We start from the raw sequence: 14,767 nt of genomic DNA on the forward strand, positions 1-14,767 counted from the left end.
CTAAGGATTCCGGTGCCTGGCACCTGAAAAAGGCTGCGTCAGTGAAGGCGCAGCGAAAAAAACTATTCTGCTGTCACCTGCAAGGACTTAATGAACATATAGCCCCAGTCACCGGAAAACTTACCAAAACCCAGGGTATTCTCCCCCTGCTTTAGTTGTACCGGCACCACCATTTCCTGACCTTTTTCATCGGTTTCCGGGAATTCAATTTGCAGTGGATTATCACTGTTTACTTGAATCGAGTTTTTCTTACCGCCCCATTTACCATTAAAGAAAATATGCAGTTTGTACGCACCGTCCCATGGCGCATTAATACGCCAGGTGACTTTATCGCCTTCGTTAACAAACGGCCCCAGGAACCCATCGTCTCCGGTGGCGAGCTGGTTTTCATCACTCTTCACCACCTTCACTTTGCCGTCTTTAATACCGAGTTGTGGGCTAACAAAATTGCAGTAATCCGCTGACGCTTTACCCGTTGCTTTACTCACCGCAACTTCAACCACTTTGCTGCTTTTCAGTAACCCATCATCCACCGTAAAAGTCAGTGAATAATTTCCTGCCGCTGGGAACCAAACACGAGTGGAAGCCTGATCATCGTGACAAAAATGTGCCTGACGCTTGCCGCTACTCGTCCATTTCACACTCACACCTTGGCCGGGCAAGTTATCGTCCTGCCAACGAGCATCAAGAGCGATTCCCTTATCCTGCGTGGTCGTCGCCTTATCATTCAGCTTAATAACCGGAGCCTGATTTTTCTGGTGATGGGTAATGCTGATAACATTGGACGGAGCAGATTTACCGGATTCGTTCTTGGCTACCACGCGGTAATAGTAGGTTTTACCTAATGTCAAAGCAGAATAATCATCGCGGAACAAGTCCATTTTGGCCGGGTCCCACGCCTGAATACCGTCAGAAATATCATGACCTACCACTTTCCATGGGCCATTTTCACTGTCTGCACGCTCTACGTCATAACTACGGCCAACGGCGGCCCCCATCCAATTAATTGCGAATGGTGATTGGCTATCACGTAACTTTGGTGCCTCGGGTACTGGCAATGACGGGGCAGTATCAAGTCCGGACATCTGTGCAGAAGCGGTGCGCACCAGATCCACTACATCCATTTCCTGATTTGCCTTTCCTTCAGGGAAACCTGGTAAGTGATAGCTGTAGTGGCCGGTGTACTCTTTGTGCCAGTAAAATCCCCCATCCTGACGATGCCCACGGAAGCCCCAAATAAAGCCACCCGCGGCCTTGGCACCATTAACATCGGTGTGCACAATAGACTGCATAATGCTATTCAGTTCACTGCTGTCCAGCAGACCAAACTCGCCCACCAGATAGACTTTTTTGCCGCCGATAGCCGTTAAGTCTTTCGTCACCTGATCTGGGTGGTTGTTGCCAGCGTTGGTGTAATAGTGATTGCTGACAATATCGACATTCGGATCATTAACTGAGAAATCATTAATTTTCTTATAAGTGCCGTCGACCACTAATTGATGCGGAGCCAAATTTTTAATCCACGCAGCCGTTTCGTGCAAAAAGGCCGCGTTGGTATCCTCCAGCTCATTACCCGTTTCCCAAGCCATAATGGCTTTTTCATCATAATAGGGGCGGCCAGTAACCGTATTGGTTCGGGTAATAACCTGACGAATAACATCTTTATAAGCCTGATAAGTTTTGCTGGAAATATCGTAAAATGCCTCGGGTTTTTCGTGATAAAACGCCGCTAATTGTTCACGACCGCCCCACCACCACCAATGGTCAATAAACGGCAAGATAAGCCGCAACCCTTGCTTATCAGCTTCGGCTATCATGTTGTCATAAACCGTCATCGCTTTTTCGTTCAGCCGTGGCATGCCATCCGGTGTGGAAGGTGCCAGAATATGAGTTTCACGTCCGCAGTCTTTATCATTCTCCTGCTGAACTGATAGTACGTAGACGCGCTGGGCTTTCGCACCAGTTGCCACCATCGCCTTGATCCAATTTTCCTGCTCTTGAGCAGTCGGCCATTTAAAATATTGCCCCCACCCTCGCGGATCCGCTTTACAGGTGCCACGAGCATCATCTTCAATGCGGTGTAATTCAGGCGCATGAATCCCGGCAAAACGGAAGGTCTTGTCTCCCTCCATTAACTGCGCGCCCTGACGAGTGATAAAGTGCTCAAAATGAGACTGTTCAGCCGCCATCACACCCGCGCTTGCCAATGCTGATAACAGGGATAGCAGCAGCATTTTTCTTTGGATAATTTCCATCATTTGCCCCTTAGAACCACACTTCAGCTTGAATACCAAAGTTCAGCGTGTCGGTTTTTCCACTGCGGCTATAACCTCCAGCGCTGATGCTATTGGTGTCCCAGTTGTAATTGCCATCAAGGGCATCAGATACGCCTTTATCCCATTTGGCATAAGTGGCAAAAATACGCAGTTGCGGCCGGCTCCAGAAGCCGGAATCGAAAGTCAGTGTTGGGGCAATAGTGACTTTGGTTAAGCCACCTTTTCCTTTGCCATCAACACCTTTGTAGTTGTCATCATCCAGATACTCATAACCCACTTCATATTGCATTGCGAAGTGTTTGGTAATTTGCTGGTAAGGACGAACTCCGGCAACCCAGCTTGTCCGCCCCCAACCTTTCTCATCGCTGCTCCACCAACGGTAGTTTTTATCTTTTTGGTAGTAGGCAAAGGTGGCGATATCCCATTCACCCAATGAGGCCACCCCGTCCAGCACCACTCGCCAGGATTGAGTATCTTCCAGGTTGGCCCAACCCCAGCCGTTCTTTCCCAAAGAATCTCCCGCAGCCAGCCCACGCCCATACTGCACAACGAATTTGGAATAGCCGCCAGCGATACCATAGAATTCGTCGAAATTATAAATACCCGTGAAGCCATAACCTTTTTCCGCCGCATCAACATGTTTTTCGCTGTTATTCATGTGATGACCGACCACTTCCAGGTCAATGGGTGACCCACCAATCTTCTTCAGCCATAGGTTCAGGGAGTAATCATCGGGATAACCCTGATCACTTTTATCCACCGGGAATGCTTTGCTTTCATCGGTTGGGGTAAAGGCGTAGATACCGGCATCAAAACGTGCGAAGCCTAAGTCCAAGTTATCGAACCCGCCCCCAGTCCCGTTGTATTGAATATATTCCCAGTCAAACTGATGGCTGGAGGTGTTGGAGCTGCTGTAGCGTTTCCCCCCCCAGAAAGCCACTTCAGGAGCAAAGTCGAGGTTAGTCATTTCGACATAACCTTCACGGAATTGTACCGCCTTGCCGTCTTCATCCAGACAGTTCCAGTCAGAGGTACATTTACTTTGATGCGTGATATTTGCCTGAATTTTGGCTACTGCACCAGAGTCTGATGTCAGCGTAACCCGCGGAACTAATTCAATTTTCGTATCATCTTCGTTACCAAGACGCCATTTCCCATCAGGCATCAAACCAACAGAATCGACACGATTACCATCGCTATTGGCCAAAATACCGGAGCGAATATAACCATGTAATGCAAAATCATATTTTTCTGCACTGGCCTGATGACTCATAGCCATCAGAATGAGCAAAGACAGAGGCATTAATTGGTTCAGACTTTTCATAATTTCCCTTGTGTTTTTTTTGATTGAAATAGCATCTGAATAACGCGTCGGGAAATTTACGGAATAGAAATGGAAATGTACATCCAAAAACGGAAAGCGCTTTCCGTTTTTGCCGGATCAAGTCACAAATTCGCCAGTAATCCCCTTAGAATTGTGATTGGAGTCGCATTTTTAGTTGTAGATAGCGGGGAGTGCCGACCCTGACGATGGGTAAGCACATTGATGGCGAGAAAATAATATCAATTATTTACGTTCTAAATCAGTAAGTTGCTTTTCATATACACAAAAGAAAGGGCGATATAACATCCAGGAGTTGAAGATGGCAAACAAACACATACACATGTTTTTCCAACTACCGTTCGCAGCCCATGCCGCACCTAAGGGTGAGGGCATAGACCAAGGCAACATAGCAACCGCTCTATCCAATACCCCCAGATGAGTAAGATACCAGGCAATGCAGGCATTAATCATTGGAACACCAATAAATGGTAATAAAAATACAGGGTTAAGGATTATTGGAAAGCCAAATAAAATGGGTTCATTGATATTAAACAGCGAGGGGATCAAACCAATTTTCCCAACACTTTTGAGCTGGCTGGAGCGGCTGCGCATCGCCATAAAAACCAGCGGCAATGTTGAGCCAATGCCGCCAATTAATAAGTAAAAATCCCAGAATCCTTGTAGATAAATATGGGGGAGCTGGGTCACACCATTAGCCAGAGCTTCTTGATTTTCGACTAAATATGTCATCCAGAATGGGTTCATAATACCTGTGACAATCAGTGCACCGTGAATACCAACAAACCACAATAACTGGCAAATAAGTAAGGAAATCAAAATAGCTGTCAGGGTATCAGAGGCAATGATTAACGGGCGGAGTGCTTCACTGATCAGATTCGGTAACATCATTCCTGTCGAAAACTGCAATAGCGCATTCATCACGCTAATGGATAACATAATGACCAATAGCGGTACCAATAACTGAAAGCTATTACGCGTCATCAGGGGGACTTCCTGAGGTAAGCGTATGCACCAACCTTTTCTATAGAAAAACCTTATTATTTCAATGGAATAGAAACTTGAGAACAAAGCTGTAAACATCCCCATCCCACTTAAAAATATATTGGGTGCGGAACCCTCTTTGAACCCAATAAACATCAGAAAAGCCAGGCAGCCGGTGAGTCCGGCAAGCCGTTCAGGTAGCCGATATTGCTTAGCCAAGCTGGCACTGGCACCAAAGGCAATAATCAACGAAATCAGGCCTAATGTCAGTTCAAAGATAGGCATCAGTATTGGCCGAAATAGCAAATACCACGTCCCGAAGCGGCCATCAATATTGATAGAAAATGGTGGGAAAATCAGAGGAACCATCAAACTACCTACGATCACAAAGGGCATTGCCAGGGCAAAGCTATCGCGCATAGCCGTGATGTGATGGTTGCGGGTAAGCATATTGGCAAAGGGAGTCAAGCGCTGCTCAATCAGGGCGACGGCAACATTCATGATCTGGATATTCATGGTGGAACCTTTCTGGGGCTGTTTTATGGAAGGATGATGGCGTACATCACAACAAAGCGAAAGCCTCTATCTGGTGATCAGGCTCACATTTAAATGATCCATAAACGGAAAGCGCTTTCCGTTTATTTCCATCATGGCTATAGTCCGCTCATTATCACTGTCGTTATTTATTTCGGAGCTACCCATGAAAAAAATCATGCTTTGTTGTTCTGCGGGAATGTCTACCAGCATGTTGGTGAAGAAAATGGTTGAGGAAGCGGAGAAAAGAAATCTTGAAGTTGATATTAAGGCTTTCGGTGTCGTGGAGTTTGAACAGAACGTTGGAGATTATCAGGTCGTTTTATTAGGGCCACAGGTGAAATATATGCAACGCGATCTACAGAATAAAGCCAATGCATACGGCATTAAAGTCGAACCCATCAATATGATGGATTACGGAATGCAAAAAGGTGCTGCGATTTTAGATTTTGCCCTTTCACTAATTGATAATAACAAATAAGGGATAAGCCATGGGTTCTCTGTACAGTAAATTAATCGACGTGATTGAACAGAAAATCACGCCAATGGCGGGCGCAATTGGCCAGCAGAAATATGTTACATCCATTCGTGATGGATTTATTGCCGCACTCCCTTTCATGATTGTCGGTTCATTCATGTTAGTTTTTATATTTCCCCCTTTCTCGCCGGATACAACTTGGCGATTTGCTCGCGCCTGGTTGCAATTTTCATTAGAACATCGTGCCAGCCTAATGCTACCTTTTAATTTCAGCATGGGGATCATGACCCTATTTATTTCGGTTGGGATCGCAGCTAGTTTAGCGCGTCACCATAATCTCGATCCTTTAACTTCGGGCATGTTGTCATTGATGGCATTCTTATTGGTTGCTGCCCCCTTAAAAGACGGACAAATATCCACGACTTATTTTTCTGGTCAGGGGATTTTTACCGCTATTTTGGTCGCTATCTATTCCACTGAGCTTTATGCCGTTCTCAAGCGCCATAATATTACTATCCGTCTGCCACCTGAAGTCCCAACCGGTGTTGCTCGCTCATTTGAGATTTTAATTCCTGTTCTGGCGGTCATCCTGACTCTGCATCCACTTAATTTATTTATTGAAGCGCAATTGGGAATGATTATTCCTGAAGCTATTATGTCGCTGGTAAAACCCTTGGTTGCAGCCTCTGATACCCTACCTGCTATTTTAATCTCGGTATTGGTTTGCCAGGTATTATGGTTTGCCGGTATTCACGGCGCGCTGATTGTCACGGGTATTATGAACCCATTCTGGATGGCAAATCTGTCTGTAAACCAGGCGGCAATGGCGGCTAGTCAGGCTATTCCACACATCTATGTGCAGGGATTCTGGGATCACTATTTACTTATTGGCGGCGTGGGTTCCACACTACCACTAGCATTGCTACTCATGCGCAGCAAAGCAGTTCATCTACGCACTATTGGCCGAATGGGTATTGTGCCTGGCATGTTCAATATCAATGAGCCTATTTTGTTTGGTGCTCCTATCATTATGAATCCATTGTTCTTTATTCCGTTTGTACTCGTGCCTATGGTCAATGCCACACTCGCCTACTTCGCACTGGATTTTGATTTGGTCTCCCGGGTAGTTCAAATGACACCTTGGACAACCCCTGCACCAATCGGTGCTTCATGGGCTGCCAACTGGACGTTTAGCCCGGTCATTTTGTGCCTGATCTGCATGGCAACCTCTGCTGTTATGTATTTCCCTTTCCTCAAGGCTTATGAAAAGCAGTTATTGGAACAGGAAACAGACAAAGCCACAGAACACAATGCAACCGCACAAACAGACGCGGCATAAATTACAATTACGATACCACCGAGGTCATTAATGGGATTAGAAGAACAGGTTATGGGCATTATTATTAACGCCGGTCAGTCACGAAGCCTTTGCTATGAAGCGTTACGTAGCGCTAAAGAAAATAACTTCGCTGATGCCGATGAAAAAATGAAAGAAGCTGGATATTACGCCAAACAGGCCCATTTGGTACAAACCAAACTCATTGAAGCTGATGAAGGTGAAGGAAAAACAAAAATGACACTGGTAATGGTTCATGCTCAGGATCATTTAATGACGTCAATCCTGGCAAAAGAATTAGTGACTGAACTGATCGACCTTTACCGCTCCAGACAATAATAGTTCAAATGTCATGTTATAAGTCAGAGAGGCATATCCTCTCTGACCATTTTTGAAGTTCTCTATGAGGTTAATATGTTTCATCTCGGACTGGATATTGGCGGCACTAAAATTGAAGCGGTATTATTAGATTCTCATGGAGAAATACAACTACGTGAACGCCGCCCAACTCGTAAAGAGAGTTATCAAAGCTTTATGGATAACCTGCTCTTTTTTATTAATGAAATAAAGAATAAAACTAGTGGTAAATTTACACTCGGTATTGGGCTACCAGGCACAATCGATCCAGTAAGTGGCTTAATTAAAAACTGTAATTGCCTGGTACTGAATGGCCAGGATTTAACCGGGGATTTAACTCAGTATTTAAAACAACCGGTTTTTCTCGCAAATGATGCTGACTGTTTTACTCTTTCTGAAGCTGTAGATGGCGCAGGTTCTGGTTATAACACAGTATTTGGTGTAATAGTGGGTACCGGTTGTGGTGGCGGTATCGTGGTGAATAAAAAACTGCTTTCAGGGCCAAATGCCATTACCGGAGAATGGGGTCACAACCCGCTACCCGGATTTATGACGGAGCAAGATGGCATAGCGCAGCAGTGTTATTGTGGTCAGAAAAATTGTGTTGAAAGTTTTATTTCAGGAACAGGCTTTGCGCACCGTTTTAATCAACAGTGGCGCACGCAACTCAGTGCCGAAGATATTATCTCCGCCGCCCAAGAAAAAAAAACCCGCGCGCTGGCACATTACCATCATTTTATTGATGCCTTTGCCCGCAGTCTTGCGGCTGTTATTAATACGCTAGACCCTCATGCCATTGTCATCGGCGGAGGTTTATCTAACGTGGCGAGTCTTTACGACGATTTGCCCAGTGTCATCAAGAAATATATTTTCTCAAGTGATTGCCGCACAACTCTTCTGAAAGCTAAATTCGGTGACTCCAGTGGTGTACGCGGGGCTGCATGGCTGCCTATATTGCAGATAAATCAACAGATATAGCAGAACCAGGAGTGGCAACACTGTGAACAATTATCTCGGTTATTTATGCTACTATAATGGGAAAATCGTTACGCAGAAGACGCAATGCCAACAATCGATGATGTTTCCAAGTTAGCCAATGTTTCCAGAGCCACGGTATCGCGCGTTCTTACCGGAACACGCGGCGTGCGCGACGAAAGTCGGGAAGCAGTATTACGTGCTGTCGAGCAACTCAATTATCGCCCGAGTTTTGCCGCCCAAAGTCTGGCCAGCCAGACTTCCAGCTACGTTGGCATTGTACTACCGACTTGTGAAGCACAGCTTTCTGCCATTCTGTTGCCACAGTTGTCCCGTGCAATGAAAAACCTCAATAAAACACTTATTGTTCAGTATGTTAATGACGATGCTGAACAGCAAATGTTTATCGAGGAACTCCAACACCAATGTGTGGCTGTCGTCGTATTGGGGAAACTCAGCGCTAACGCGCCGCACAACGTCATTGCATTCGATCAGTTTGCTGTTACCGGAGCAGAAAGTCGCGGCTATGACTATGCGTTTGCGACAGAAAGCGCCTGCCGATACGTGATTGGTAAAGGCCATAGAAATATCGCGTTACTCATTGATAATGAAGATGATGATGCCAGCCTCCAGATGGTGGAGGGTTATCGTAATGTGCTGCAAAACTTCTCACTACCTTTTAACCGGCAGCTATTGTTAGCCGCAAAAAATAACGTTGAGCAAGCCTTACTGACTCTGATTAACAGCCTTACCCGTTATTCAGTCATCATTGTAAAACGCGATAGCTATGCCGCTGAAGCTATGCGCCTGATGCGTGAATTTAACATTGTCGTACCACAGGAGGTTTCTTTGCTAAGTCTGGAAGACTCTCCACTAGCCTCACTGCTTTACCCGCCGCTAACTTGTATTTCTTATCCTACAGAACAGTTATTAGAAAATTGCCTGCAACGCATACGCAGCCTAATTGAACAGCATCCCATTTTTGTTCCTGAAGGGCATGCAGTGACCGGTAGGTTAATTGCCAGAGCCTCTGTTGCTGATATTTCTTGAGACTGCTTATTAAATCAAAACAGGCCCACAACACTATAAATAACAGACCATATCCATACATCTCAGATTGGCTTGCGCCAACTGGGATGGATAAAAACTCTCGCCAATGAGTATAAATCCATTCCTTTCATAAAATACCGATGCATTAGGTGTTGCGGCCAGTGTTAACTTTGCAAAACCCCGCAGTTTTGCTTCTTGCTTGATGGCAGTCAAAATCAAAGACGCCATACCGCGGCCTTCAAATTCAGGTAATGTAAAAATAGCTTCGACGCTAGCGGATGAGAGATCTAAAAATCCAGTGGCAACAGCAAGCTGGCTAACTGGGTCATCAATAACAAAAAATGGATTACACGCCACTGCCTTAGGATATCCCTCGGGCATCTGGTTCGGTGTCCAAGCTATCAATATTTTTTCATCATACACATTTCGACACCCATGCCTTATGGCCTTATTCCTTACCAACCATAACTGACCTGCTTCATCAGGTGACGCCAACCTGACCTCCATACATCCCCCTATTTTTATTCGACATAACAGCGGCAGGCCCCAAAATAATAAAAGCCCCGACTACACTAGTCAGGGCTTTTAAGGTACTACACATTTAAAATTAAACATTAATCAACTTAATAACGTGATACTTATCTTGGTACTGTTTATAAAGATGTACATGTTTTACAGGAATATTTTCGTTTAGAACTAACTCTGCCCTCCAATATATTAACTGAATGGTAACATTCCCAACTTATTACATTTAGCCATGCGTTTGATAAGACTGACTAAATTAGTACATCACCCTCGCGATATATACTCTTTGTTACGTGGCTTTACTTTCGTCGCGATATTCTCGATCTCATACTGAAGTACACAAATCGCGAACATTACTATTAACAACAAAGCCTTAACTCATCGCGTGTCGTCCACAAAATGCGATTATGAAGATTTACTGCATGACCTTAAAGCATCATCGCATGAGTAAATTATAAGTAAACTCATAACGAATCTCACATAAAAAAATATTTCGTGACCTTTATCGCATTATTTTAAATCTGCTACATGGACACCGGCTAAATAAAAAGTTCGCTACTAATTGCACCGGTGTTAAATTCCAATCTACGTGTTCTACATCAGATGTCAATACTGTTTTTAAGCACATGTCTTTATTATCAGTACTATTGAAGATTTTATGGTGATTTATTGATTTAGATTAGTATAAATCGCCCATAATCAAGGACTCAGGCATCAAGACAATTCACATATAGCCATACGAGAGAGTTAGTGAACTAATACCAGAACCCAATAAATGTAAATTCATGAGCTGAGTTATCGCCTAACGTTTTTCACGTCGGGGATAGGAACATCTGTGACTCTACCCGCTTTTAATTCATCATTACAGAAAAGCATCTCTAAAATGACAGTATTTTTATGCCCCCAAATACTTTTGCTTGATGTCTAGGGAGCTGAATTGAAACGGGCCACTGCTGATGCTGGCCCGTAAGAGGATAACTTTCAGGTACATTTTTAAGGTATTTTTCGACACGCTATTACTTCATGTTGATACCATAACCATATGGCTGATGAATGTTTTTCTGAGTGTATTTCCAATTAATTCGTCTGATAGCCGCCTAGTGAACATCTATATATTCACTTTTCAGCTAAGGCCCGGAGTAAGTGGTTAGCTACCTCGACAAAACTTGCCAACGCCTCTTCATAGGAGTGTGGTTCCTGCGAATAAACCAGTGGGCTAAGCCTCGTTATGTATAAATGGTTCAACCATTTACCCTGCCCATCTTTAGTATTTTTTATGACATCAAGACTTTTACTCAGGACACTATACGGGTCATCAACGAATGCCTGAAATTGCTGTGAATATTCTTCCATATCAGTTTTTACTGAGTGCCCGAACATACTAGCAGCAGCATTAATCGCTTTGGGTTTTATTGTGTATATGCGCCATACATCATAAATATGCCGTACTAGCGCCTCATCAAATTCGGCTTGCTTCACGCCAGCACAATACATTGCAAATCGTCTTAGAAGAGATAAGACCTTTTCGGCAAGGGTTTCGGATATGTTGATACATTCGATATCAAAATCAGGGTAGCTTTTACCATTTACTAATTGTTGATAAAGATAATTAATCTTTAACTTCTCAGTAGATAAATTAATGGGACGATTTATTAATTCTACTTTTATACAGCTACGCAGAGGGTTAGAAACACCGCTACTGAAATTCCCTTGATAGCTTAAATCAACATTATAATGACGGTGCCTATCATTAATTTCAGGGTTTTCACCTTCTTTATCAGTAAGGTAGAAACCTAGTTCTTCTAGCTTTGTTGTCAGTTTTTTATGAATATCTTTCAGTCTTGCTTTATCAGATGAGCATTCATTTTTTAATTTATAGGTGTTCGGAACCTCTGGAAGAATGACTTTTATATCAATATCTTCTGACATCCGACTAATCAAGTTATAAGCTTTCGATAAGCAAGTACCGCCAGCAAACACTAATCGGACAGGAAGCTCTATATTTACTGGCTCAACAGGTAATTTTTTACTTCTAGGGTCAAATCCTTTTAACTGTGCCTCATGCACTACATTCAAGTTAGCTAATACACGCAATGCATCTGTTACATGCACATCTTTTTCAGCGACAAATGCTGGCAGGCCATTTAGCAGGCCCGCAGCTTCCGCATCCTGAATATCAGCAATTTGCTCATCCGTAAGTTTTTTCATATTTTACATTTTTACCCGAAACAGTGATGTTTCTGGATATTTTCCTTCCTGGAGTTCTGACTTGGAGCTGCATTGGGATCTGTGTCGTTCTTCCCGCGTTATAATCCTCTAAGGCCTTGCCCTGAGTGACTTTCACGTTGAGTTTTTTGAATGTTTCTTCCACAACAGTTTCAAATGGTGCGGCTACCGTCCTTTTCCCCGCAAATCGGTTAAATCGAGTTTTTGCATACACGCCAAGGCTAACCCGAATTAATACGCCCTCTTTAACGAGTTCAGACAATGCCTTGCTAACTTGCGATTTGCTACCCAAGTGTTCCAGCTCCGAACGCAGTACAACAATACCTTTCCGGTTGGCGATGGAGCGCAACAGTTTTTGCTTCAAAATCATGATTGCCTCCTTTAAGAACTCATAGGTAAATTAATGCTTATTATAGATTGTTTTTAATTTAAAACAATGAGTTACTTTAAAAAATTAAAGTTATAAATGAGCATCTATATCTTGTTAACTATCAAGAGATTAGTATGTTAAGTGCTCAAATGAAGTGAGATGGAGTGATTCTTAATCTTTAAAGGCATCTCACGATGCCTTTTTACATTTAGAGATTATTCGGCCTCAAGAGGCTCGCTGGTGGCTTGATGATATGTTTGATGTAGCAGGTCTATTTGCTGCCATAGGACGAGATTGAGTATTTCTTTTGCAGCGGGTTGATCAAGCACGACAACGGCGTAAATGAACGCACGGCAATGATCAATCAGGTCTTCCACTTCGCGGGGCGAGTTATCGTACATGGCGCACCTCCGACCGGAGAGTGGCGGCCAGTGATGCTGGCAGGTGAAGAAAAACTGTGCGGCAAGGGGCTTTAGTCGTCGAATCCATGATGACAACCTCTCAGTTGATGGCTTTAAAATCACCACCAAGAGACGCTAACCTCAAGAGGGTGGTGAGCTGAACGAGGTTAGCGTAACCGGTCAACAGAGAACCCGGCGCATCTTTCGATGCCCCCGTCCAGCCCACCATTGCTTTTTCACAGGTGTAACTGTACCCGCACATAGTAACCGCCTGTGCGGTCGTGCGCTCTATTGAATTCCGGGACGCTAATCACGGCAGCGGAATTTGCCGCTGCGGGGGCACTATATCCGGCCATTCTCTACTGTTCAATTAACCAGTGGTAAATTAGGACAAACATTTTTGTAGATGCGAGAGGGGCCGCATTTGTGGGGAAATTGATCATTGAGTTTTTGTTTCAGTAAAACAGCCACTTTATATTATGTACATTTGACTCATATTTTTCGACATACTCTCACCATATGTCGATTGTATCGACATGTATTCACAACATGTACATTTGCTCAATGATTTTAGACACGTAATCACTATGTGTCGATTGCATCGACATGTTTTCATGTCATGTACATTTATTTAATATTTTTCGACATGTGACTTTGAAATTCGCAGATTTAGGTTTATAGTATTTTCATGTCGATAAAAGGATGAGGAATGAACATGATATGGAACCCTACACAACCGTATAATGACCTGCCACGATTGCCGCCAAAACAAGAAATTGAGACTAAGCGTGTACTAAAAGCATGCGTTGAAGCGAGAACTGCACTTGAAGGATTAAAACGGGCGGGCGAGTTATTACCGAATCAGAACCTTCTCATTAATCTAATTCCTATTTTAGAAGCTAAAGATAGCTCTGAGATAGAAAATATTGTGACAACTACTGATAAGTTATTCCAGTATTCCAGTGAGGACAGTAATGCTGATCCTATGACAAAGGAAGCATTAAGATATAGGACTGCACTTTATGAAGGTTATCAAGAATTAAAAGATAGGCCGCTATGTGTAAATACAGCATTAAAGGTTTGTAATACGATCAAAAACTCAAAAATGGAGATCAGGAAAATTCCAGGGACAGCATTAAAAAACCAAGCTACTGGTGAGACCATTTATACGCCCCCAGTTGGAGAGAGAAATATTATAGAATTACTTTCAGATTGGGAGAAATTTATCCATCAAGAGGATGATCTTGATCCTTTAGTTAAATTAGCAGTTATACATTATCAATTTGAAGCTATCCATCCGTTTTCTGATGGAAATGGTCGCACAGGGAGAGTCATTAATTTATTGTTTTTAATAGATAAAAATCTAATCACCTTACCTATTCTTTATTTGAGTCGATACATTATTAAAAATAAAAATAGTTATTACTCCTTATTATTGAAAGTAACAAAAGATGGTGATTGGGAATCATGGATTTTATTTATACTGTCTGCGATTGAGAATACATCAAAATGGACGTTAGAAAAAATAAATGCAATTCGTGAACTAATGGAACATACGTCATCACATATGAAAAATGAAATTAACGATATTTATAGCTATGAATTATTGCAGTGTATTTTCGAGCAACCCTACTGTAGAATACAAAATTTAGTGAGTAATGGGATCGCAAAAAGGCAGACAGCATCAAACTATTTAAAGAAGTTGTGTAAAATAAATATATTGCATGAAATTCACTCAGGAAAAGAAAAGCTCTTTGTCAATTATAATTTAATTAATTTAATGAGCGATGATGAGAATAAATTCTCTCGCTATTTTTGATTTTATGGATGCTATCCATGAATACCAATAGGATGGCATTAATATATAATTTATTTTAAATAACTTACTATAAATTGAGTAGTAGCTTATTGAG

The 14,767-nt window shown here is 42.9% G+C and carries 13 protein-coding genes; 6 read left to right on the forward strand and 7 right to left on the reverse strand.

The genetic code is table 11. From position 1 onward, the window contains the following. Positions 1-62: 62 nt before the first annotated feature. The 3 genes from FGL26_RS15240 to FGL26_RS15250 all read right to left on the reverse strand — a co-directional run bounded on the left by FGL26_RS15240 (position 63) and on the right by FGL26_RS15250 (position 5,118). Positions 63-2,255, reverse strand: coding sequence for a CBM35 domain-containing protein (locus FGL26_RS15240; protein ID WP_005174958.1), 2,193 nt, complete (start codon positions 2,253-2,255; stop codon positions 63-65). Positions 2,256-2,265: 10 nt separating this feature from the next. Then, positions 2,266-3,600, reverse strand: a complete 1,335-nt coding sequence (locus tag FGL26_RS15245; protein ID WP_005174960.1) for a maltoporin — start codon at positions 3,598-3,600, stop codon at positions 2,266-2,268. Between the two features lie 243 nt (positions 3,601-3,843). After that, positions 3,844-5,118 (reverse strand): PTS cellobiose transporter subunit IIC, encoded by a 1,275-nt coding sequence (locus tag FGL26_RS15250; protein WP_005174962.1) that lies wholly within the window; start codon positions 5,116-5,118, stop codon positions 3,844-3,846. A 184-nt stretch (positions 5,119-5,302) separates the two neighbouring features. Here FGL26_RS15250 and FGL26_RS15255 point away from each other — a divergent pair, with 184 nt between their 5' ends. The 5 genes from FGL26_RS15255 to FGL26_RS15275 all read left to right on the forward strand — a co-directional run bounded on the left by FGL26_RS15255 (position 5,303) and on the right by FGL26_RS15275 (position 9,332). Then, positions 5,303-5,617 carry a PTS sugar transporter subunit IIB gene (locus FGL26_RS15255; RefSeq protein ID WP_005174964.1) on the forward strand — a complete coding sequence of 105 codons (315 nt, stop codon included), beginning with the start codon at positions 5,303-5,305 and terminating at the stop codon, positions 5,615-5,617. Between the two features lie 10 nt (positions 5,618-5,627). After that, positions 5,628-6,953, forward strand: coding sequence for a PTS cellobiose transporter subunit IIC (locus tag FGL26_RS15260; RefSeq protein WP_005174966.1), 1,326 nt, complete (start codon positions 5,628-5,630; stop codon positions 6,951-6,953). 30 nt (positions 6,954-6,983) lie between these two features. Then, the gene (locus FGL26_RS15265; RefSeq protein ID WP_005174968.1) at positions 6,984-7,289 is read left to right on the forward strand and encodes a PTS lactose/cellobiose transporter subunit IIA; all 306 of its coding nucleotides are present in this window, start codon (positions 6,984-6,986) and stop codon (positions 7,287-7,289) included. 75 nt (positions 7,290-7,364) lie between these two features. Next, positions 7,365-8,285: an ROK family protein gene (locus FGL26_RS15270; RefSeq protein WP_005174974.1), complete on the forward strand. Its 921-nt coding sequence runs from the start codon at positions 7,365-7,367 to the stop codon at positions 8,283-8,285. A gap of 84 nt (positions 8,286-8,369) precedes the next feature. Next, on the forward strand, positions 8,370-9,332 hold the full coding sequence (locus FGL26_RS15275; protein ID WP_005174977.1) for a LacI family DNA-binding transcriptional regulator: 963 nt from the start codon (positions 8,370-8,372) through the stop codon (positions 9,330-9,332). Positions 9,333-9,365: 33 nt separating this feature from the next. Here FGL26_RS15275 and FGL26_RS15280 read toward each other — a convergent pair whose 3' ends face one another. The 4 genes from FGL26_RS15280 to FGL26_RS15295 form a co-directional block, all read right to left on the reverse strand. Next, positions 9,366-9,839 carry a GNAT family N-acetyltransferase gene (locus FGL26_RS15280; protein WP_005174980.1) on the reverse strand — a complete coding sequence of 158 codons (474 nt, stop codon included), beginning with the start codon at positions 9,837-9,839 and terminating at the stop codon, positions 9,366-9,368. A gap of 1,134 nt (positions 9,840-10,973) precedes the next feature. After that, on the reverse strand, positions 10,974-12,065 hold the full coding sequence (locus tag FGL26_RS15285) for a nucleotidyl transferase AbiEii/AbiGii toxin family protein (RefSeq protein ID WP_005174982.1): 1,092 nt from the start codon (positions 12,063-12,065) through the stop codon (positions 10,974-10,976). Then, positions 12,046-12,453, reverse strand: coding sequence for a DUF6088 family protein (locus FGL26_RS15290; protein ID WP_005158289.1), 408 nt, complete (start codon positions 12,451-12,453; stop codon positions 12,046-12,048). The genes FGL26_RS15285 and FGL26_RS15290 overlap by 20 nt, the downstream gene beginning before the upstream one ends. 215 nt (positions 12,454-12,668) lie before the next feature. Further along, positions 12,669-12,854 carry a hypothetical protein gene (locus tag FGL26_RS15295; RefSeq protein ID WP_005174985.1) on the reverse strand — a complete coding sequence of 62 codons (186 nt, stop codon included), beginning with the start codon at positions 12,852-12,854 and terminating at the stop codon, positions 12,669-12,671. A 715-nt stretch (positions 12,855-13,569) separates the two neighbouring features. Here FGL26_RS15295 and fic point away from each other — a divergent pair. After that, positions 13,570-14,673, forward strand: a complete 1,104-nt coding sequence (fic, locus tag FGL26_RS15305; protein ID WP_032902428.1) for a protein adenylyltransferase Fic — start codon at positions 13,570-13,572, stop codon at positions 14,671-14,673. Positions 14,674-14,767 lie beyond the last annotated feature (94 nt).

The organism is Yersinia enterocolitica subsp. enterocolitica, from assembly GCF_901472495.1.
GTDB lineage: Bacteria > Pseudomonadota > Gammaproteobacteria > Enterobacterales > Enterobacteriaceae > Yersinia > Yersinia enterocolitica.

What these genes read in the sequence shown, in the direction of transcription:
- FGL26_RS15285 (WP_005174982.1), bottom strand. Translation starts at nt 12,065, where the DNA reads ATGAAAAAACTTACGGATGAGCAAATTGCTGATATTCAGGATGCGGAA.
- FGL26_RS15275 (WP_005174977.1), top strand. Translation starts at nt 8,370, where the DNA reads ATGCCAACAATCGATGATGTTTCCAAGTTAGCCAATGTTTCCAGAGCC.
- FGL26_RS15265 (WP_005174968.1), top strand. Translation starts at nt 6,984, where the DNA reads ATGGGATTAGAAGAACAGGTTATGGGCATTATTATTAACGCCGGTCAG.
- FGL26_RS15250 (WP_005174962.1), bottom strand. Translation starts at nt 5,118, where the DNA reads ATGAATATCCAGATCATGAATGTTGCCGTCGCCCTGATTGAGCAGCGC.
- FGL26_RS15280 (WP_005174980.1), bottom strand. Translation starts at nt 9,839, where the DNA reads ATGGAGGTCAGGTTGGCGTCACCTGATGAAGCAGGTCAGTTATGGTTG.
- FGL26_RS15245 (WP_005174960.1), bottom strand. Translation starts at nt 3,600, where the DNA reads ATGAAAAGTCTGAACCAATTAATGCCTCTGTCTTTGCTCATTCTGATG.
- fic (WP_032902428.1), top strand. Translation starts at nt 13,570, where the DNA reads ATGATATGGAACCCTACACAACCGTATAATGACCTGCCACGATTGCCG.
- FGL26_RS15255 (WP_005174964.1), top strand. Translation starts at nt 5,303, where the DNA reads ATGAAAAAAATCATGCTTTGTTGTTCTGCGGGAATGTCTACCAGCATG.
- FGL26_RS15260 (WP_005174966.1), top strand. Translation starts at nt 5,628, where the DNA reads ATGGGTTCTCTGTACAGTAAATTAATCGACGTGATTGAACAGAAAATC.
- FGL26_RS15295 (WP_005174985.1), bottom strand. Translation starts at nt 12,854, where the DNA reads ATGTACGATAACTCGCCCCGCGAAGTGGAAGACCTGATTGATCATTGC.
- FGL26_RS15270 (WP_005174974.1), top strand. Translation starts at nt 7,365, where the DNA reads ATGTTTCATCTCGGACTGGATATTGGCGGCACTAAAATTGAAGCGGTA.
- FGL26_RS15290 (WP_005158289.1), bottom strand. Translation starts at nt 12,453, where the DNA reads ATGATTTTGAAGCAAAAACTGTTGCGCTCCATCGCCAACCGGAAAGGT.
- FGL26_RS15240 (WP_005174958.1), bottom strand. Translation starts at nt 2,255, where the DNA reads ATGGAAATTATCCAAAGAAAAATGCTGCTGCTATCCCTGTTATCAGCA.